Origin of the sequence: Enterobacter cloacae complex sp. AR_0002, assembly GCF_001922365.1 — a bacterium.
Lineage (GTDB): Bacteria > Pseudomonadota > Gammaproteobacteria > Enterobacterales > Enterobacteriaceae > Enterobacter > Enterobacter hormaechei_C.
The window spans coordinates 929,169-946,873 of the sequence record NZ_CP018814.1 but is presented as its reverse complement, the minus strand read 5'-3'; the positions used below and the strand labels follow the sequence as shown (position 1 = coordinate 946,873).

The 17,705-nt window shown below is 50.8% G+C and carries 18 protein-coding genes and 3 pseudogenes; 7 read left to right on the top strand and 14 right to left on the bottom strand.

Annotated features, from left to right (window positions below; genetic code table 11):
* Position 1: 1 nt before the first annotated feature.
* Genes prmC through hemA form a run of 3 tightly spaced genes read right to left on the bottom strand, consistent with a single transcriptional unit; the run spans position 2 to position 3,212 of the window.
* Positions 2-832, bottom strand: a complete 831-nt coding sequence (gene prmC, locus AM329_RS04685; protein WP_003856668.1) for a peptide chain release factor N(5)-glutamine methyltransferase — start codon at positions 830-832, stop codon at positions 2-4.
* On the bottom strand, positions 832-1,914 hold the full coding sequence (gene prfA, locus AM329_RS04680) for a peptide chain release factor 1 (protein ID WP_003856667.1): 1,083 nt from the start codon (positions 1,912-1,914) through the stop codon (positions 832-834). The genes prmC and prfA overlap by 1 nt, the downstream gene beginning before the upstream one ends.
* 41 nt (positions 1,915-1,955) lie before the next feature.
* Complete coding sequence (hemA, locus tag AM329_RS04675; RefSeq protein WP_003856666.1) at positions 1,956-3,212, bottom strand: glutamyl-tRNA reductase; 1,257 nt, start codon at positions 3,210-3,212, stop codon at positions 1,956-1,958.
* Positions 3,213-3,413: 201 nt separating this feature from the next.
* On the opposite strand from hemA, the gene lolB reads away from it, so the two are divergent.
* From lolB to dauA, 4 genes are all read left to right on the top strand, one after another.
* A complete protein-coding gene (lolB, locus tag AM329_RS04670; RefSeq protein WP_003856665.1) occupies positions 3,414-4,025 on the top strand; it encodes a lipoprotein insertase outer membrane protein LolB in 612 nt (203 codons plus the stop codon).
* Positions 4,022-4,891: a 4-(cytidine 5'-diphospho)-2-C-methyl-D-erythritol kinase gene (ispE, locus tag AM329_RS04665; protein ID WP_003856664.1), complete on the top strand. Its 870-nt coding sequence runs from the start codon at positions 4,022-4,024 to the stop codon at positions 4,889-4,891. Before lolB ends, ispE begins: the two co-directional genes overlap by 4 nt.
* 125 nt (positions 4,892-5,016) lie before the next feature.
* Positions 5,017-5,964 (top strand): ribose-phosphate diphosphokinase, encoded by a 948-nt coding sequence (gene prs, locus AM329_RS04655; RefSeq protein ID WP_003856663.1) that lies wholly within the window; start codon positions 5,017-5,019, stop codon positions 5,962-5,964.
* Between the two features lie 124 nt (positions 5,965-6,088).
* Positions 6,089-7,768 carry a C4-dicarboxylic acid transporter DauA gene (gene dauA / locus AM329_RS04650; RefSeq protein WP_032609440.1) on the top strand — a complete coding sequence of 560 codons (1,680 nt, stop codon included), beginning with the start codon at positions 6,089-6,091 and terminating at the stop codon, positions 7,766-7,768.
* On the opposite strand, the gene AM329_RS04645 is transcribed toward dauA, so the two are convergent.
* Complete coding sequence (locus tag AM329_RS04645; RefSeq protein WP_032609441.1) at positions 7,754-8,812, bottom strand: MerR family transcriptional regulator; 1,059 nt, start codon at positions 8,810-8,812, stop codon at positions 7,754-7,756. The two genes, dauA and AM329_RS04645, sit on opposite strands and share 15 nt — an antisense overlap.
* A 120-nt stretch (positions 8,813-8,932) precedes the next feature.
* Positions 8,933-9,208, bottom strand: coding sequence for a stress-induced protein YchH (gene ychH, locus AM329_RS04640; RefSeq protein ID WP_003856655.1), 276 nt, complete (start codon positions 9,206-9,208; stop codon positions 8,933-8,935).
* Positions 9,209-9,482: 274 nt separating this feature from the next.
* On the opposite strand from ychH, the gene pth reads away from it, so the two are divergent.
* Positions 9,483-10,067 carry an aminoacyl-tRNA hydrolase gene (pth, locus tag AM329_RS04635; RefSeq protein ID WP_006810922.1) on the top strand — a complete coding sequence of 195 codons (585 nt, stop codon included), beginning with the start codon at positions 9,483-9,485 and terminating at the stop codon, positions 10,065-10,067.
* A 126-nt stretch (positions 10,068-10,193) separates the two neighbouring features.
* Complete coding sequence (gene ychF / locus AM329_RS04630; protein ID WP_003856650.1) at positions 10,194-11,288, top strand: redox-regulated ATPase YchF; 1,095 nt, start codon at positions 10,194-10,196, stop codon at positions 11,286-11,288.
* Positions 11,289-11,342: 54 nt separating this feature from the next.
* Here the strand turns inward: ychF and AM329_RS26055 are convergent.
* From AM329_RS26055 to AM329_RS25165, 8 genes and pseudogenes are all read right to left on the bottom strand, one after another.
* Positions 11,343-11,633 (bottom strand): annotated as a pseudogene (locus AM329_RS26055) (YciI family protein).
* A gap of 100 nt (positions 11,634-11,733) precedes the next feature.
* Positions 11,734-12,099, bottom strand: a complete 366-nt coding sequence (locus tag AM329_RS04620; RefSeq protein WP_003856647.1) for a hypothetical protein — start codon at positions 12,097-12,099, stop codon at positions 11,734-11,736.
* A gap of 16 nt (positions 12,100-12,115) precedes the next feature.
* The gene (locus tag AM329_RS04615; protein ID WP_022651375.1) at positions 12,116-12,496 is read right to left on the bottom strand and encodes a hypothetical protein; all 381 of its coding nucleotides are present in this window, start codon (positions 12,494-12,496) and stop codon (positions 12,116-12,118) included.
* A 79-nt stretch (positions 12,497-12,575) separates the two neighbouring features.
* Entirely contained in the window at positions 12,576-13,052 is a 477-nt protein-coding gene (locus tag AM329_RS04610) for a hypothetical protein (RefSeq protein WP_003856645.1), read from the bottom strand.
* Positions 13,053-13,078: 26 nt separating this feature from the next.
* Positions 13,079-13,561, bottom strand: coding sequence for a hypothetical protein (locus AM329_RS04605; protein WP_032609442.1), 483 nt, complete (start codon positions 13,559-13,561; stop codon positions 13,079-13,081).
* Complete coding sequence (gene comJ, locus AM329_RS04600; protein ID WP_032666353.1) at positions 13,558-13,842, bottom strand: competence protein ComJ; 285 nt, start codon at positions 13,840-13,842, stop codon at positions 13,558-13,560. The genes AM329_RS04605 and comJ overlap by 4 nt, the downstream gene beginning before the upstream one ends.
* 447 nt (positions 13,843-14,289) lie before the next feature.
* Positions 14,290-14,496 (bottom strand): hypothetical protein, encoded by a 207-nt coding sequence (locus AM329_RS04595; protein ID WP_032609443.1) that lies wholly within the window; start codon positions 14,494-14,496, stop codon positions 14,290-14,292.
* A 5-nt stretch (positions 14,497-14,501) separates the two neighbouring features.
* Positions 14,502-15,791, bottom strand: a pseudogene (locus AM329_RS25165) (RHS repeat domain-containing protein); the annotation flags it as partial.
* On the opposite strand from AM329_RS25165, the pseudogene AM329_RS26050 reads away from it, so the two are divergent.
* Positions 15,750-15,926, top strand: a pseudogene (locus AM329_RS26050) (hypothetical protein); the annotation flags it as partial. The pseudogenes AM329_RS25165 and AM329_RS26050 sit on opposite strands and share 42 nt — an antisense overlap.
* A gap of 649 nt (positions 15,927-16,575) precedes the next feature.
* Here AM329_RS26050 and AM329_RS04580 read toward each other — a convergent pair.
* Positions 16,576-17,094, bottom strand: a complete 519-nt coding sequence (locus tag AM329_RS04580; protein ID WP_003856638.1) for a hypothetical protein — start codon at positions 17,092-17,094, stop codon at positions 16,576-16,578.
* Between the last annotated feature and the right edge of the window lie 611 nt (positions 17,095-17,705).

Genomic DNA, 17,705 nt, shown 5'->3' with positions numbered 1-17,705 from the left:
CTCATGACCGCTGCCCCAGCGTCAGACGTTCATTGCCGCCGTAATCCCGGCAGGTTTCCACGGCAGCGTATCCGGCATGCGTAAACAGCGCTCGCACCGCCTCTCCCTGCGTCCAGCCATGTTCCACCAGCAGCCAGCCACCGGGAAGCAAATGTTGCCGTGACGTTGTCACAATGTGATCGAGATCCGCAAGTCCCTGATTCGCAGCGACCAGCGCGGTCAACGGTTCAAAACGCACGTCGCCCTGCGCGAGATGCGGATCGTCTTCGTCGATGTAGGGCGGATTGCTGACAACCATTTCAAACATGCGGCTTTCAAGCGCGGCAAACCAGCTGCTTTGCAGAACGGAAACATTGTTCAGCCCCAGCCGTTCAACGTTGCGCCGCGCGAGGGCGACCGCATCAGGCATCACGTCTACCGCCGTCACGGTGCAGTCTGGCCGCTCGCTGGCAAGCGCCAGCGCAATCGCCCCGGTGCCGGTGCCGAGATCGAGGATCTGACACGGCTGCGCTGGTAACCGCGCCAGCGCCTGCTCCACCAGACACTCGGTGTCCGGGCGCGGGATCAGCGTGGCCGCTGAGACGTACAGTGGAAGGGACCAGAACTCGCGCTCGCCAACCAGATGCGCCACCGGCTCGCCGGTTTTACGGCGGGCAAGCAGCGTCTCCAGCTGCGATTGCTGTTCAGCGGTCAGCGCGGTTTCGCCGAAAGCCAGCAGATACGTGCGGGCTTTACCCGTCACATGCTCAAGCAGAATTTCGGCGTCGCGCTTCGGGCTTTCACTTGCGGAAAGCTCACTGGCGGCATGGCGTAACCAGCGCTGAAAATCCATTAATCCTGCTCGGACAGTGCCGCCAGCTGGTCGGCCTGGTATTCCTGCACGATAGGCTCAATCAGCATATCGAGCTTGCCTTCCATTGCCTCATCCAGACGGTACAGCGTCAGGTTGATGCGGTGGTCGGTTACGCGCCCCTGCGGGAAGTTATAGGTGCGGTTACGATCGCTACGGTCGCCGCTGCCCAGCAGGTTACGGCGGGTAGAGGCTTCCGCCTGCTGGCGTTTCGCCATTTCCGCCGCGTGGATACGGGCGCCCAGCACGGATAACGCCTTAGCTTTGTTCTTGTGCTGGGAACGTTCATCCTGACACTCAACCACAATCCCGGTGGGCAGGTGAGTAATACGGATAGCGGAGTCGGTGGTGTTAACGTGCTGACCACCTGCCCCTGAAGAGCGGAAGGTGTCGATGCGCAGATCCGCCGGGTTGATATCCGGCAGTTCCGCTTCCGGCAGCTCCGGCATCACCGCCACCGTACAGGCCGAGGTATGAATGCGCCCCTGCGATTCCGTCGCAGGCACGCGCTGCACGCGGTGACCGCCGGATTCAAATTTCAGTCGACCGTACACGCCGTCACCGCTGATTTTGGCGATAACCTCTTTGTAGCCGCCATGCTCGCCTTCGTTGGCGCTCATGATCTCCACGCGCCAGCGACGGGATTCGGCATAACGGCTGTACATACGGAACAGATCCCCGGCGAACAGCGCCGCTTCGTCGCCGCCGGTACCGGCGCGGACTTCCACAAAGGCGTTACGCTCATCGTCCGGATCTTTCGGCAGCAGAAGCACCTGAAGCTGCTGCTCCATCTCTTCTGAACGCGCTTTCGCATCCTGTAACTCTTCCTGCGCCATCTCGCGCATCTCAGGATCGTCGAGCATCATCTGCGCGGTTTCGATATCTTCCTGGACCTGTCGCCAGTCGGTAAAGCATTTTGAAACATCACTTAACTGCGCGTATTCACGCGACAGCGCGCGAAAACGTTCCTGGTCGGCAATGGTCCCGGCATCGCCGAGCAGCGCCTGGACTTCTTCATGGCGCTCGTGCAGAGCTTCCAGTTTAGCGACGATAGAAGGCTTCATAGGCGTAAATGCACCTTGTCTTAGAAAATGGGTATAGGGCGCTATTCCAGCCCGAGGCTGTTGCGCAGAATTGTCAGGCGTTCATCGTCCCCGTCACGGGCAGCCTGCTGAAGAGATTTGGTTGGTGCATGGATCAGGCGGTTGGTCAGTTTCCAGGCCAGATCCTGCATAATCGCCTGCGCGTCGCCGCCCTGTTCAAGGGCCGCTAACGCTTTGGCCGTCAGGTCATCACGCACCTGCTCCGCCTGACCGCGGTATTCGCGGATGGTCTCGCTGACGCTTTGCGCGCGCAGCCAGGCCATAAATTCGCTGGTTTCCTGCTCAACGATAGTTTCCGCCTGCACAGCCGCCGCCTTACGCTGGGCAAGGTTGTGCGAAATGATGCTTTGCAGGTCATCCACGCTGTACAGGTAGGCGTTCGCCAGTTTGCCCACTTCCGGTTCGACATCACGCGGAACGGCGATATCCACCAGCAGCATCGGCTGATTGCGGCGGGATTTCAGCGCACGCTCGACCATCCCTTTCCCGATAATCGGCAGCGGGCTGGCGGTAGAGCTGATAATAATGTCCGCCTCTTTCAGACGTTCATCGATGTCGCTCAACGCAATCACCTCAGCGCCCACTTCATCTGCCAGCACCTGTGCACGTTCGCGGGTGCGGTTGGCGATGATCATCTTCTTCACCTTGTGTTCGCGAAGATGGCGCGCCACCAGCTCGATGGTTTCGCCCGCCCCCACCAGCAGTACGGTGACGGTCGACAGCGATTCGAAGATTTGACGGGCAAGGGTACAGGCCGCGAAAGCAACCGAAACCGCACTGGCGCCAATGTCGGTTTCGGTTCGCACACGCTTCGCCACGGAGAATGACTTCTGGAACATTCGTTCAAGTTCGCTGGCTTTCAGATGCCCTTTCTGGGAATCCGCGAAGGCTTTTTTCACCTGGCCGAGGATCTGCGGCTCGCCCAGCACCAGCGAATCCAGACCGCTGGCCACGCGCATCAGATGGCTGACCGCATCGTTATCCTGATGCCAGTACAGGCTGTTGCGCAGCTCTTCTTCGTTGAGGTTGTGGTAGTCACATAGCCAGCGGATCAGCGCCTCATGAAGGTTGTCCTGCTCCTCCACGCTTAAATAGAGCTCGGTACGGTTGCACGTCGACAGCACCACGCCACCCTGCACCATCGGCTGTGCAAGCAGGCTGTCCAGCGCCAGGTCGAGCGTATCCGGCGAAAACGTAACGCGTTCTCGCAGTGAAACCGGGGCCGTTTTGTGGTTAATACCGAGTGCTAATAGGGTCATGTTGAGCGGGAGTAGTACCAGCGTTAATAAGGTTAGCAGGACGCATCATACAGGATGCGCGAGATCAATAAAAGAGACTGCCCCCTTTCGGAGTAATAGCTTACGCCACGCTTTGAGATAATTTGAACGTAGACGGTGGCACCCTTCAACGCTAGCATTAACAGTTATAACTGCAACGTATCTCAAGGATTTGTCATCATTATGACCCGAATGATTCGCCTGCTGCCTCTGGCGGCCCTGGTTCTGACCGCCTGTTCCGTTCATCAGCCGAAAGGCCCGGGCAAAAGCCCTGACTCACCGCAGTGGCGCCAGCACCAGCAGGACGTGCTGAAATTAAGCCAGTATCAGACCCGCGGTGCATTTGCTTATCTCTCTGACGAGCAAAAAGTTTACGCTCGCTTCTTCTGGCAGCAAACGGGTCAGGACAACTATCGCCTGCTGCTGCTGAACCCGCTGGGCAGCACCGAACTGGAGCTGAACGCGAAGCCTGGCGAAGCGCAGATTACCGATAACAAAGGCCAGCACTACACGGCAACCGACGCCGAAGAGATGATTGGCAAGCTGACCGGGATGCCGATTCCGCTCAATAGTCTGCGCCAGTGGATCCTTGGCCTGCCGGGTGACGCAACCGACTACACGCTCGACGATCAATACCGTCTGAGCCAGGTAAATTACACTCAGGGCGGTAAAACCTGGAAAGTGGTGTACAGCGCGTATGACAGCAAGACTCAACCGTCGCTGCCGTCCAATATGGAGCTGACGCAGGGTAGCCAGCGTATCAAGCTGAAAATGGACAACTGGATCGTTAAATGATGACCCACTGGCCCTCTCCCGCAAAACTGAACCTGTTTCTCTACATTACCGGGCAGCGCGCTGACGGCTATCACACCCTGCAAACGCTGTTTCAGTTTGTCGATTACGGCGACACGATCTCCATCGAACCGCGTCAGGACGGGCAGATTCACCTGCTGACGCCGGTCGACGGCGTGGCGCATGAGGATAACCTGATCGTGCGCGCTGCTCGCCTTCTGATGAAAACGGCGTCGTCGTCGGGTCGTCTGCCTGCGGGAAGCGGTGCGGATATCCGTATCGACAAACGCCTGCCAATGGGCGGCGGTCTTGGTGGCGGTTCATCGAACGCCGCGACCGTACTGGTGGCGCTTAACCACCTCTGGGACTGCGGTCTGACGACGGACGAACTGGCAGCGTTAGGATTGACGCTGGGCGCCGATGTACCGGTGTTTGTGCGCGGCCACGCGGCGTTCGCTGAAGGTGTCGGTGAAATCCTCACGCCGGTCGATCCGCCGGAAAAATGGTATCTGATCGTTCACCCTGGCGTGAGCATTCCTACCCCGGTCATCTTTAAAGATCCTGACCTGAAAAGAAATACCCCGGTACGGTCAATAAAAACGTTATTAAATTGTGAATTCAGCAACGATTGCGAGGATATCGCAAGAAAACGTTTTCGCGAGGTTGATGCGGTGCTTTCCTGGCTGTTAGAATACGCGCCGTCGCGCCTGACCGGTACAGGGGCCTGTGTCTTTGCTGAATTTGACACCGAAACCGCCGCCCGTCAGGTGCTTGAGCAAGCGCCGGTTTGGCTGCATGGTTTTGTAGCACGCGGGATGAACATCTCCCCCCTACAGCAGGCCATTCTGGCGCAGACTGAGTTTCGGTGACAACGTCACCCTGTTCCAGACGTTGCATCGCGCTCTTTAATACACCGCCTGGATAGCGTTTGCTTAGGCCCCGCAGTTTGCGGCGAACGCTATCCACCACTGGACGCATGCCTGAGGTTCTTCTCGTGCCTGATATGAAGCTTTTTGCTGGTAACGCCACCCCGGAACTAGCACAACGTATTGCCAACCGCCTGTACACTTCCCTCGGCGACGCCGCTGTAGGTCGCTTTAGCGACGGCGAAGTCAGCGTACAAATTAATGAAAATGTACGCGGTGGTGATATTTTCATCATCCAGTCCACCTGTGCTCCAACGAATGACAACCTGATGGAATTGGTTGTTATGGTCGACGCGCTGCGTCGTGCTTCTGCTGGCCGTATCACTGCTGTTATTCCTTACTTTGGCTATGCACGTCAGGACCGTCGCGTCCGTTCCGCGCGTGTGCCAATCACCGCTAAAGTTGTCGCTGACTTCCTGTCCAGCGTCGGCGTTGACCGCGTACTGACGGTTGACCTGCACGCAGAGCAGATCCAGGGCTTCTTCGACGTGCCGGTTGATAACGTATTCGGCAGCCCAATCCTGCTGGAAGACATGCTGCAACTGAATCTGGACAACCCGATTGTGGTTTCTCCGGACATCGGCGGCGTGGTACGTGCGCGTGCTATCGCGAAGCTGCTGAACGATACCGACATGGCGATCATCGACAAACGCCGTCCGCGCGCTAACGTTTCTCAGGTGATGCACATCATCGGTGACGTGGCTGGCCGTGACTGCGTGTTGGTGGACGACATGATCGATACCGGCGGTACGCTGTGTAAAGCCGCTGAAGCGCTGAAAGAGCGTGGTGCGAAACGCGTATTCGCTTACGCCACTCACCCGATCTTCTCCGGCAATGCAGTAAACAACCTCCGTAACTCCGTCATTGACGAAGTTGTGGTGTGCGATACCATTCCACTGAGCGACGAGATCAAAGCGCTGCCAAACGTGCGTACGTTGACTCTGTCCGGGATGCTGGCCGAAGCAATTCGTCGTATCAGCAACGAAGAATCGATCTCTGCAATGTTCGAACACTGATCGAACACGGCCAAAAAACCCGCTACGGCGGGTTTTTTTGTTTATAGTATTTATTTGTATGACTTATGCCACCTTCACCTGCCATTCATATGACAGATGATGCGCACACGGATGATAGATAATTGTGAAAAAAGTAACCTCCTCACATGTTCTGCCCTTTCGCGCCCTCATCGACGCCTGCTGGAAAGAGAAATACACGTCGTCACGCTTTGTTCGTGACCTGATAGCCGGGATCACCGTCGGGATTATTGCCATCCCGCTGGCGATGGCGCTGGCGATTGGTAGCGGCGTCGCGCCGCAGTACGGGCTGTACACCTCGGCCGTTGCGGGGATTGTGATTGCGCTGACGGGCGGGTCCCGCTTCAGCGTCTCCGGCCCGACGGCCGCCTTTGTGGTGATCCTCTACCCGGTTTCCCAACAGTTTGGTCTGGCAGGCCTGCTGGTTGCCACCCTGATGTCCGGCATCTTTTTAATTCTGTTTGGTCTGGCCCGCTTTGGTCGCCTGATTGAATATATTCCCCTTTCCGTAACGCTGGGGTTCACCTCGGGGATAGGGATTACCATCGGGACCATGCAGATCAAGGATTTCCTCGGCCTGCAAATGGCCCATGTTCCGGAGCACTATTTACAGAAAGTGGGCGCGCTGTTTATGGCGTTGCCGACGGCCAACCTGGGCGATGCGGCCATTGGCATCGTTACCCTCGGCACACTTATCGTCTGGCCTCGCTTAGGCATTCGTCTCCCGGGGCATCTGCCCGCTCTGCTGCTGGGCTGCGCGGTGATGGGCGTCGTCAACCTGCTCGGTGGACAGGTCGCCACCATTGGCTCCCAGTTCCACTATGTTCTGGCGGACGGCTCACAGGGCAGCGGCATTCCGCAGCTGCTGCCGCAGCTGGTTCTGCCGTGGGACATGCCGGGTTCCAGCTTTACCCTGAGCTGGGATTCCCTTCGCGCTCTGCTGCCCGCCGCATTCTCCATGGCAATGCTGGGCGCGATCGAATCCCTGCTCTGCGCCGTCGTGCTCGACGGCATGACCGGCACTAAGCACAAAGCCAACAGCGAGCTGGTCGGCCAGGGCTTGGGGAACATCGTTGTACCGTTCTTCGGCGGTATTACCGCTACGGCTGCGATTGCCCGTTCCGCCGCGAACGTACGTGCGGGCGCGACATCACCGGTTTCGGCGGTCATTCACTCCCTGCTGGTGATCATGGCGTTGCTGATCCTCGCCCCGCTGCTTTCATGGCTTCCGCTCTCTGCCATGGCTGCGCTGCTGCTGATGGTGGCCTGGAACATGAGTGAGGCGCATAAGGTGGTTAACCTGCTGCGCCGCGCGCCGAAAGACGACATTATCGTGATGCTGATCTGCATGTCGCTGACCGTGCTGTTCGATATGGTTATCGCTATCAGCGTCGGCATAGTGCTGGCCTCGCTGCTGTTTATGCGCCGCATCGCGCAGATGACGCGTCTCTCCCCGGTTAACGTTGAGGTGCCTGACGATGTGCTGGTGCTGCGCGTGATTGGTCCGCTGTTCTTCGCCGCAGCGGAAGGTTTGTTCAGCGATCTGGAATCCCGCATCGCGGGCAAACGGATTGTGGTGCTGAAGTGGGATGCCGTCCCGGTGCTGGATGCCGGCGGTCTGGATGCCTTCCAGCGCTTTGTTGCCCGCCTGCCGGAAGGCTGCGAGCTGCGGATAAGTAACCTCGAATTCCAGCCCCTGCGCACCATGGCGCGCGCAGGCGTGCAGCCGATCCCTGGCCGATTGTCCTTCTACCCTAACCGTGAAGCTGCATTAGCGGATCTGTGAGTCATCTGATGCAGAGACGCGTCTTTGCATCATCACCCCGATCGCCTGCTGGAGCCATTCAAGCACGGCAGGCGTCATCCACGTGCCTTTCATCAGATGCGGCTCCTGCTGCATGGCGAGGCGAAATTTTTGCTGGGTCTGCGGGTTTGTTCCTGCATAGGACTGGAATAAAACCAGCCACTTTTCTGCCAGCTTTTGCGCATCGTCAGAAGCGGGACTGAGATTATCTCGCTGTGCCTGATGCAGCTTCGCCACCAGCGGCGGCCACTCCATCATCCGGTCAAAGTAGTGCGCCCGGGTAAAGGCCATCTCTTCGGCAGTGAGATATTTCTCCCAGATGCTGAGCTTTGATTCGGCAAACGCCCGCGTGATGTAATCAGTTATCTCCGGCGTAATGCCGGTTTGCTCCTGCATCTGCGGCTCCACGCTGTGCATCTCGTTCAGGCGGGTCAAAAATTCCGGTTTGCCTGCGGTATCCTGCTCCAGGCGTTCCATCCACCGTGAAGCCAAATCGGTCGCCCGCGCGTCCGTGACGCTGACGTTCTGTTCCAGCAAGTGTTTAACCTCCCTCACCAGCCCCGACCAGATATCCGCCAGCGCCTCTTTCTCTATCGCAAACGGCAGTTGCTGCAACTCTTCTTTGCTAAACCAGCGATCGTACATATTCATTAACTCCAGAGTCTGTAGCCAGGATTCCAGATCCGGCGTCGCATCGTCGGTCAGCCCGGTACGCAATTCCACCAGCCGGTTGCGCAGCGTATGGATACTACGCAGTTGCTTGTCCAGCAGAGTGATTTGCCCGTCGAGTAATTCGGCTAATGACAGCGAACGCTGTTTCAGAAAATCCCTGATTTCGGCAAGCTCCAGCCCGGCTTTTGCCAGCGTCTGGATCATATGCAGACGCTGCACATCCGCCAGGTTATAAAGCCGGTAGCCTGCCGCGCTTCTGGCAGAAGGTAACAACAGCCCTGTTTGCTCGTAGTGATGCAAAGTCCGCACGGTGATCCCGGCACGTTTCGCCAGTTCTCCCACCTGTATCAACATAACGGCTCCTTTTGTTCTGCCAGTGTCGTTACTCTGAAGCCTTACGTTACGTGAGGGTCAATGCGTCATGCAAAAAAAAACGACTTCAGATGAAGTCGTTTCGGTGTTCTTTATGGGGCACTAGCTATGCTTGCGCTGGTCGCGGCGGCATCGTTTATCGTAATGACGCACCCACCAGTATTTATCGCAGACTTCCTCATGTCCGCTCACGCGCGCCCCGGCGAGCCACAGTACCGCACCGAGGAAGATACTCAGCACCGCGCCATGCGCAAAGTATTGTGGGAGGTCAAGCTGCGGTAATTGGTTTAAGATTGAATAACCGACACCGGCGACCATCACGAACAGTCCCAACCCCATTAGCACGTTACCGAGCATTGAAGCGTTTTTGCGTTTCATATGTCACCTCCGGAACTTTGGGTTGTCAGGGGAAAAGCCCCTTCTCCTTGTGTGTAAAGTATAGACAACGCCTCTTATATGAGTTGCGTGAATGATCACATTTACTGATAACTCCCGGACAAAAATTTACAAATAAGACATTGAACAGCTTGAAATTCTAATTGTTCAAAGAAGAAATTATTCGCATTTCGGTGTACAGCAGGCAGAACTTTGTCAAGCGGCGCGCCAGACAGTAAACTACGCGCCAGATCTGGAACCCATTAGGAAGTAAATCGTGACGATTAAACTGATTGTCGGCCTCGCCAATCCGGGCGCAGAGTATGCTGCTACCCGCCATAACGCCGGTGCCTGGTATGTTGATCTGCTGGCGGAGCGTTTGCGCGCTCCCCTGCGTGAAGAACCCAAGTTTTACGGGTATACCTCACGCATCAATCTTGCGGGTGCTGACGTGCGGTTGCTGGTGCCAACCACCTTTATGAACCTGAGCGGCAAAGCCGTGGCAGCTATGGCAACGTTTTATCGCATCAATCCGGATGAGATCCTGGTGGCCCACGACGAACTGGACCTGCCGCCAGGGGTGGCGAAGTTCAAACTGGGCGGCGGTCATGGCGGCCACAACGGCCTTAAAGACATCATCAGCAAACTGGGTAATAACCCTAATTTCCACCGTTTGCGCGTGGGAATCGGCCATCCGGGCGATAAAAACAAAGTTGTTGGTTTCGTACTGGGTAAACCCCCGGTTTCTGAGCAGAAGCTGATTGACGAAGCGGTAGACGAAGCGGCCCGCTGCACCGAGATTTGGCTTCAGGACGGCCTGACGAAAGCCACCAATCGACTGCACGCTTTCAAAGCGCAATAAACAAGGCCCTGCGGCATTTTTACCGCGCGGCACGTGGGTTACGTGTATAATAGGCGTAGTTATTTACTTTTCTTCAATCGGTTATCGTTAACGGATTGATTATCAAGAGATTAAGGTGATTTAGAAATGGGATTCAAATGCGGTATCGTCGGTCTGCCAAACGTGGGCAAATCCACCCTGTTCAACGCGCTCACCAAAGCAGGTATTGAAGCGGCGAACTTCCCGTTCTGTACCATCGAGCCGAACACCGGTGTTGTTCCTATGCCCGATCCGCGTCTGGACCAGCTCGCGGAAATCGTGAAGCCGCAGCGCATTCTGCCAACCACCATGGAGTTCGTGGACATCGCGGGCCTGGTAAAAGGCGCTTCCAAAGGTGAAGGCCTGGGCAACCAGTTCCTGACCAACATCCGTGAAACCGAAGCGATCGGCCACGTTGTGCGCTGCTTCGAGAACGACAATATCATTCACGTAAACAACAAAGTGGATCCGGCTGACGACATCGACGTCATCAACACCGAGCTGGCCCTCTCTGACCTCGACACCTGCGAGCGCGCCATTCACCGCGTGCAGAAGAAAGCCAAAGGCGGCGACAAGGACGCGAAAGCGGAACTGGCTGCGCTGGAAAAATGTCTGCCACAGCTGGAAAATGCCGGCATGCTGCGCGCGCTGAAAAACCTGACTGACGAAGACAAAGCGGCGATCAAATACCTGAGCTTCCTGACCCTGAAGCCAACCATGTACATCGCCAACGTTAACGAAGACGGTTTCGAGAACAACCCGTATCTGGACAAAGTGCGTGAAATTGCCGCGGCTGAAGGTTCTGTAGTGGTTGCGGTTTGCGCTGCCGTTGAATCTGATATTGCAGAGCTGGACGACGCCGACCGTGAAGAGTTCATGGCCGAGCTGGGTCTGGAAGAGCCGGGCCTGAACCGCGTGATCCGCGCGGGCTATGAGCTGCTGAACCTGCAAACCTACTTCACCGCTGGTGTAAAAGAAGTGCGTGCGTGGACCATCCCTGTGGGTGCGACCGCGCCTCAGGCGGCCGGTAAGATCCACACCGACTTCGAGAAAGGCTTCATTCGTGCGCAGACTATCGCGTTTGAAGACTTCATAACCTACAAGGGTGAGCAAGGCGCGAAAGAAGCAGGCAAGATGCGTGCGGAAGGGAAAGATTACATCGTTAAAGATGGCGACGTGATGAACTTCTTGTTTAACGTCTGATTTGTTTTGAATAAAAAAAATCCACGCTTTGGCGTGGATTTTTTTATTGTGAGGTTAAAACACATTGTCTAAGAGATCAGTTTTCATGCTGGAATCTAAGGGAATGATTTCGGCAGACACAAGCCTAACGCCTGAAAAGAGCCCTCGCGCTAGCGCTCTTTAAGAGATGCAGGACTCTCAGATTTAGCGAGAATGACCCCACCAGTTCTTGGGATCCGTCTTCCGGAAGTCAGAAATATCCCCTCTGAATACCCTTTTTTAGTCACTCAACATGAGAAGGTATCGTTGCGTCAACCTCCTCAAGGGGTTTATATACGTCAATATGACAATGTAAACCGTAGTCATCTTTTTCCTCGTAGCCTTTTTTAAACTGCTTGATATAACTGCTGATACAGTTCCTTTTTTGCCACCGGTTATAGTTATCATTTTTTTGGCGCTTTTGAACTTAATACGCAGGGCCCGATTGAGACAACACGTTACGCTTCATATCCCAGGAATAAAACCAATCATGCCAGCCATTTTTTTTTGCTGGATAGCTACAGACAACGATCACTTCCTTTGACAGGTTGAATGTTAAGTAATAGAAAGTCGCACCTTCAGGAGGGGCAGACCAAAATAGTTTTTCGCCCTGCACATTGAAGATGGTCAAAACGGTTGGTAATGGCTTAGGCTCGCTTAACACAAAGACTAACTGGCGTGTTAAGTCGACCAATGCATAGCTTAAAAATGGCACACTAACCAGTATGTTACTTTCACCACACGCCCATTGAAGCAGGTCTTTTTCTTTAATACAAATGAGATTTTCAATCATTGGTAAACCTCAACGTTTAAAGTTTGATCTGCTTCAAATCACCTTCAAAAAGCCCCACAAGATATACCCGGTATCGGGCTGGCTGCACTTCTTTATACGTTAATATAGCGGAAAACTCTTTTAAACACTTTGAACATGTGTTTTTCGAAACATCTAATTGGCTTTCATCATAGCTATATTTCTTATGTTCACTATCAAGCTTCACACCTCTCATTTTCTTAACCAAAAAGCATTTTACCTCTTCTGTGAGCGTGTCAAACTCATATGAGTTTACGATAGAGTAGACTATTACCCCCTCGCATTCAGGGCATGTTATTTCCTTTCCATACTCTATGAAATCATTGTCAATGCCATCAAGGACTAATAACTTCTTTTTCAGTCGATTAGTAAGTTTCATTATTTAAATTTTAAGTTTATCAATAAAAAAGTAAGGCTATAAGAAATGGAGGATTTTATTAATCATTAACATCATTTAGTCAAACATTCCATTCTATATAAACACCACAATCGAAGCTTTTTTCATTAGACTGTACAACAATATTTCCCCATTCATGCCTCCATTGAAATCCATATGGGGGATTGTTAATTTTAAGATTAGGCTTTGATGTTATTTCATTCTCAACCCATACTGTCAAACGCTGCTGCTCATCCGATAAATTACTCAGACTAGCCCTTTTATCCCAATCCTCTAACGTTTTATAAAAACTTCCATCCTTACTAGTAAGGAATAATGATGGAGAAAAAGAAAATGCTGAAGGCCTCAGTTCCAAAATGAAAACTTGATCTTTCCATTTAACATTATCGATAGCGAAATAAAAAGGACCTACTGTAGTCAATGGCGAGAAAAACTTGTAAAATGCGGAATTTTTAAAAGTATCAACATCTTTTAATTCGATGGGGTAGTTGTTAATTTCTACAAATCCAGTATGAACATCAAGTTTCATTTCTAACATATCTAAACCACCTTTTTTGGAAGTGACTACTTTATATTCCAAACTATATATACCCCATGATTAAATGACTTTGTCTCATATGAGACTGAAACCCGCCCCCACTCAAAGTTCCACCTAATGATGTCTGTTTCCGTGGTATCAGGCGTGTCCAGGTTCAGTGATTCTTTCAGCCAATCAGACAGGCTTTTCACTGATTCATTTAGCATGTGAACAATAGTTCGTGCATTCCAATCATTTAATGATTTATAGTATTGACTATTTTTATCAACAAGATGAAGCATAAAATGAAAACCATAGCACACCGGGCGTATAGTAACTTGAAATTCTTTATCGAAAAACATTACTGAGTCAACAAGGTAGTGATTCGACATATTTTTATTTACAGCTTTGCGTTTTACTAATTCGTGGTATAAATCACACTTACAAAAGCCTTCTTCAGTATCTATTTTTAAAGGAAGACCATCAAGGTTTAGCTCACCGGTAATCGGGTTGAATTTAAATTCAATCATGCGACCTGAAGCTTATTTTTATTTGTAATAAAAAATGGCACTACAATGCAGCGTTGAGCAGTTTCATCTAATATAAAAGAATTATCTATTTTGATATTGACGTTGGCTCCAAATGCGTCCTCTGGTAATGGGTCGAATATAACATAATCTTTGTGAAGAACAGCACCTTGAGAAACATTGCCTTTTCCCCAGTAATTCAGCTTTTCGTCATAGTCTCTGGATCGTAACAACATTTGACTATGTGAAATCAGTAGCTCAACTATTTGTATTTTTTTTATCATTCATTACATTACCTCGATTTTTATTATCGTTCTACCGATAATGTGGGGTCAGTCCATTAAAAATAAAATGCTTGTGAAATTCTTTAAGGGGTTAATGATTAGCTGTAATATGAAAACTGATAGGGGAAGCACCCTTCCCCTGCTGCTCAAACTTTGAGCAGCAGGTTAGTAACAAGCGCAAACCCTGAAACCCCCATTATAGTTTAATTAGGATATTCGGCAACAACTAACCGCCTGATTTAGTCCTCTCCATTATACAAATCACCAGCATAATTAAATATTTTCAATTATTTTTTCTGTGAGATCAGCGTAACTAATAATTTCCTAAACGCCATTGCTGATATTTTGATTGCCGGTAAAGATAATTTTCATCTCTTTACCGAGCCATTCCCAACCAAAAAAATATAAAAAACGAACGGAAAAATAAATCCCCCACGTAATTATCTGTCAACAAAAATAAAAGTAAATATCCCGTATTAAATCTCCATCAACTTCATCAACAGTTCTGGTTTTGATTTTATTAAAGTCAGCTAAAATACCTTTCACTGGCACAGTAGACTTTGATATATCATCATAAAATGCTTTTTGTTGACTTTCCGGAACATATTTTTTTATTAAAAAAACAAGATTCTTTCGTAACTCTTTATCTGTCATCGCTTTTACTCCGGAATTATAGTAACACGTTCAAAAATAACAGGGTAATTACGTTCGATTGGTAGCAACTGTAATGCCCCACCTTTACCATACTCAGGATATGCACTGGTGAGAAGCTCATATCCAGGCCCTCGACCACCATTGGCAAGAGGTACTTGCACCTGAGGCACTCCATTTTTATACAGTTGTAATGTATCAAACTCACCTAATAAACGTGCATCACTCCATGAATCAGGATTACCTTTCTCATAAAAAATTTGATAGGCGTCCCTGGCTTCATGTGCAGATTTATATTTCGTATACCCAAAATAACTTAACGGGGCTGATTTATTTTCTATTGTCTGTGGAGCATATTTGCTATCCATATAACGATATGCTGTAGAAGGCATAGTCGAACTAGGGCCATTTGGACCAACATAGAAATCAGGTTTTGTTTTACCGCTACACTCGCGGCTCAACCCCCACGGATCCACCCACCCCAGCGCATTCGGCGCATACTGGTAAAGGTTAATCCCTCCCGCCAGCCCTATCGGGTCCTGCTGCGTAAATCGTCCGCAGTCCGGGTCATAATACCGGAACAGATTGTAGTGCAGCCCTGTCTCACGATCCAGGTATTGCCCCTGCATGCGCAGGTTCTGAGAATATCCTGATACCTGCGTCTCGCTTTCCCGCAGCAGCTTGCCCCAGGCGCTGTTCACCCCTTCCCAGCGCACCTGTCCTTCGCTATCCGTCATCCGTTCCGGCGTGCCGTTCGGCTGACAGTGGAACCAGAAGATTTCCGGGGCATCAACCCCGTCGATACGCGCCAGCGGATCGTAGCTGTCCTGATCGCTGTAGACGTAGGTCAGCGGCACATCCCCGTGCACTTCCTGCAACAGCCGGAACCCTTCCCAGACAAACCGCGTGGTGACTGGCTTACCGGTTGGCTGGCCGCCCAGCATCTGGCGGCGCGTTTTGCTGATGCGGCGACCGAGCGGATCGTAGCGGAAGCTGACCTGCGTCTGCGGCTTGTTGCGGTCCCGCGGCTGGCTGACCACCTCCGTCAGGCGATGCTCGCCGACGTAGCGGTAGTGCCAGCGGGTCTGTCCGTTATCTTTCTCCACGGTGCGTCCGTGGACGTCATAGCGCCAGCGAATGCCGTTCAGCTGCGTCAGCCGGTTGTGCGTAACCTTCTCAGCAGATCATTCGAGCGGGTTACCGGTAGTATCCCAGCGGTGCAACCAAGAGCACTGAAAATTACCGGTAACTATATCCCGGCGATGCAGGCGGCCAAGACGGTCATATTCGCTGCGGGTTCGTTAGTGTTAGTAGTTTGCGCCACGGTTGAATCCGATAATACTGAACTGGACGATGCCGACCGTGAAGAGTTTATGGAAGAGCTGGGTCAGGAAGGGCCAGGCGCGAAAGAAGGAGGCAAGATGCGTGCATAAGGAAAAGACTACATTGTTGAAGATGGCGATGTGATGAACTTCTTGTTTACGTTTAATTTTTATGAACGGGAAAAATCCACGCTTTCACGTACATTTTTTATTAGGGAGTCAAAAAAATATCTTAGAGATCTGACTTCTTGCTCACCTCCAAAGAAATGATTTGTGTAGTCGCAAGCTTTAACGTCTGAAAAGGCACCTCGATTAATCACTCAACAAGTAAGGCCAGACTCTAATACTTAGCGAGGCTGACACCACCGTTTCTTAGGAGAGGTCTGCCGGTCGACAATAATATATCTTCTAAATCCTTTTTTTTGCGAGCGGGAATCGTTAAAAGTTTTGAATCGCATTTTATCATAATAAGCAGGGCCTGATCGAGACAACGCGTTACGCTTCATACCATTTAAATAAAACCAATCATGCCAGCCATTTTGGTTTTCCACATAGCTAAAGACAACAACCCCTTCTTCGTTCAGATGATTTTTAAGTAATAGAAAAATGTGCCTCGTGGCAGTGCAGGCAAAGAAGCTTTTGCCCTAAGCATCAAATAGGGTTACAACGGTTAATAATGGCTTTTTATCGGTTAACACAAAAATTAACTCGCGTGTTGTAAGACCATTGCATAATCTAAAATGGTATGCTGAAATTTTTTTTATCCTTTAGCAATGATAACGTTTCTATGATTTGTTCCATTCTTTATCCAGAACATTTCATCTTGAGGTAACGTTCCATTACCGCAGAAATCAACAAGCTCACCTTGCCAACCATCAGGAACATATTTTTGATAATGCATACTTTCAACAGACTCCGAATATAGTCTTTTATTATCAAAATCTATAAGCAAATCCGGCATAAGATCATATATATCCCACCAAGTTGTTTTTTGCGAAAGCCTACTAAAAAACTCATCAGCTATGTCATCCTTATCGAATGAATAGCCATCTTTAATTAACCCATCAATAAAAATCTGCGCGTTTTCTTCATTTACTACGGGTATGTCATATCTTTCCTTATGGACATCCTGTAGATTTATTTCCACCCCACTTTTCACAAAATCCTCTATCCATTTAATTCTATCTAAAACCCACATTTCTTTGAACGCCACGAACCAATAATATATTCCTTCTTTCTTTACTATCACAAGGAGATCATCATCTTTATTAATATTCATATAGTAACCTATTTTACATTACCGGAGCCTGGAATCGCTACTTCTTCAAGCCATTCTGCCCATACTGATGGTAATACATACGATCTACCTGGCGTTGTTGGATCAACGTGCTTAGGAGCCAATACCCCTTGATTTAACGGATTAAGCATGCGTCAGGGGGTTGTGCGTGTACTTTCCAGCAAGTCGTTCGAGGTGGATTACCAGCAGACGATCGCAGTTGTCATAATTTCATTATTGCGTACAGCTGGTAAAAGACTTTTAAATGCTCAGAGTCTAATATCTAAAGACTTTACACTTAAAAGAATGAGCATGACGTAAAGAAAAAGGTAAGTTGCGTGCAGAAAGCATAAAATCAAATCGTTAAAAATGGCGATGGGATGAACTTCTTGTTTAAAGTTTGATTTGTTTTTTATGAAAAAAACGAACTTGCGCACCCTTAGGAAAATAGAACTCAAGGTATTTTTCAGCTCTGTCTTGAAACGTTCGTTCTTTGACGTAGTTATAAGAATCATTAAAATATTTGTACGCTTCATCAAATTGATTCAACTCATAAAAAACCATGCCGAGGTCGATTAACGGCGCTGTCTCTATATCCGATCCACGTGTACTAA

Excerpts from the sequence above, each read along its gene's own strand:
- ychH (WP_003856655.1), bottom strand. The coding sequence starts at position 9,208 with ATGAAACGCAAAAACGCTTCAATGCTCGGTAACGTGCTAATGGGGTTG.
- AM329_RS04595 (WP_032609443.1), bottom strand. The coding sequence starts at position 14,496 with ATGACAGATAAAGAGTTACGAAAGAATCTTGTTTTTTTAATAAAAAAA.
- AM329_RS04610 (WP_003856645.1), bottom strand. The coding sequence starts at position 13,052 with ATGTTAGAAATGAAACTTGATGTTCATACTGGATTTGTAGAAATTAAC.
- AM329_RS04580 (WP_003856638.1), bottom strand. The coding sequence starts at position 17,094 with ATGAATATTAATAAAGATGATGATCTCCTTGTGATAGTAAAGAAAGAA.
- hemA (WP_003856666.1), bottom strand. The coding sequence starts at position 3,212 with ATGACCCTATTAGCACTCGGTATTAACCACAAAACGGCCCCGGTTTCA.
- comJ (WP_032666353.1), bottom strand. The coding sequence starts at position 13,842 with ATGATAAAAAAAATACAAATAGTTGAGCTACTGATTTCACATAGTCAA.
- AM329_RS04605 (WP_032609442.1), bottom strand. The coding sequence starts at position 13,561 with ATGATTGAATTTAAATTCAACCCGATTACCGGTGAGCTAAACCTTGAT.
- AM329_RS04645 (WP_032609441.1), bottom strand. The coding sequence starts at position 8,812 with ATGTTGATACAGGTGGGAGAACTGGCGAAACGTGCCGGGATCACCGTG.
- AM329_RS04615 (WP_022651375.1), bottom strand. The coding sequence starts at position 12,496 with ATGAAACTTACTAATCGACTGAAAAAGAAGTTATTAGTCCTTGATGGC.
- lolB (WP_003856665.1), top strand. The coding sequence starts at position 3,414 with ATGACCCGAATGATTCGCCTGCTGCCTCTGGCGGCCCTGGTTCTGACC.
- ispE (WP_003856664.1), top strand. The coding sequence starts at position 4,022 with ATGATGACCCACTGGCCCTCTCCCGCAAAACTGAACCTGTTTCTCTAC.
- ychF (WP_003856650.1), top strand. The coding sequence starts at position 10,194 with ATGGGATTCAAATGCGGTATCGTCGGTCTGCCAAACGTGGGCAAATCC.
- AM329_RS04620 (WP_003856647.1), bottom strand. The coding sequence starts at position 12,099 with ATGATTGAAAATCTCATTTGTATTAAAGAAAAAGACCTGCTTCAATGG.
- prmC (WP_003856668.1), bottom strand. The coding sequence starts at position 832 with ATGGATTTTCAGCGCTGGTTACGCCATGCCGCCAGTGAGCTTTCCGCA.
- prfA (WP_003856667.1), bottom strand. The coding sequence starts at position 1,914 with ATGAAGCCTTCTATCGTCGCTAAACTGGAAGCTCTGCACGAGCGCCAT.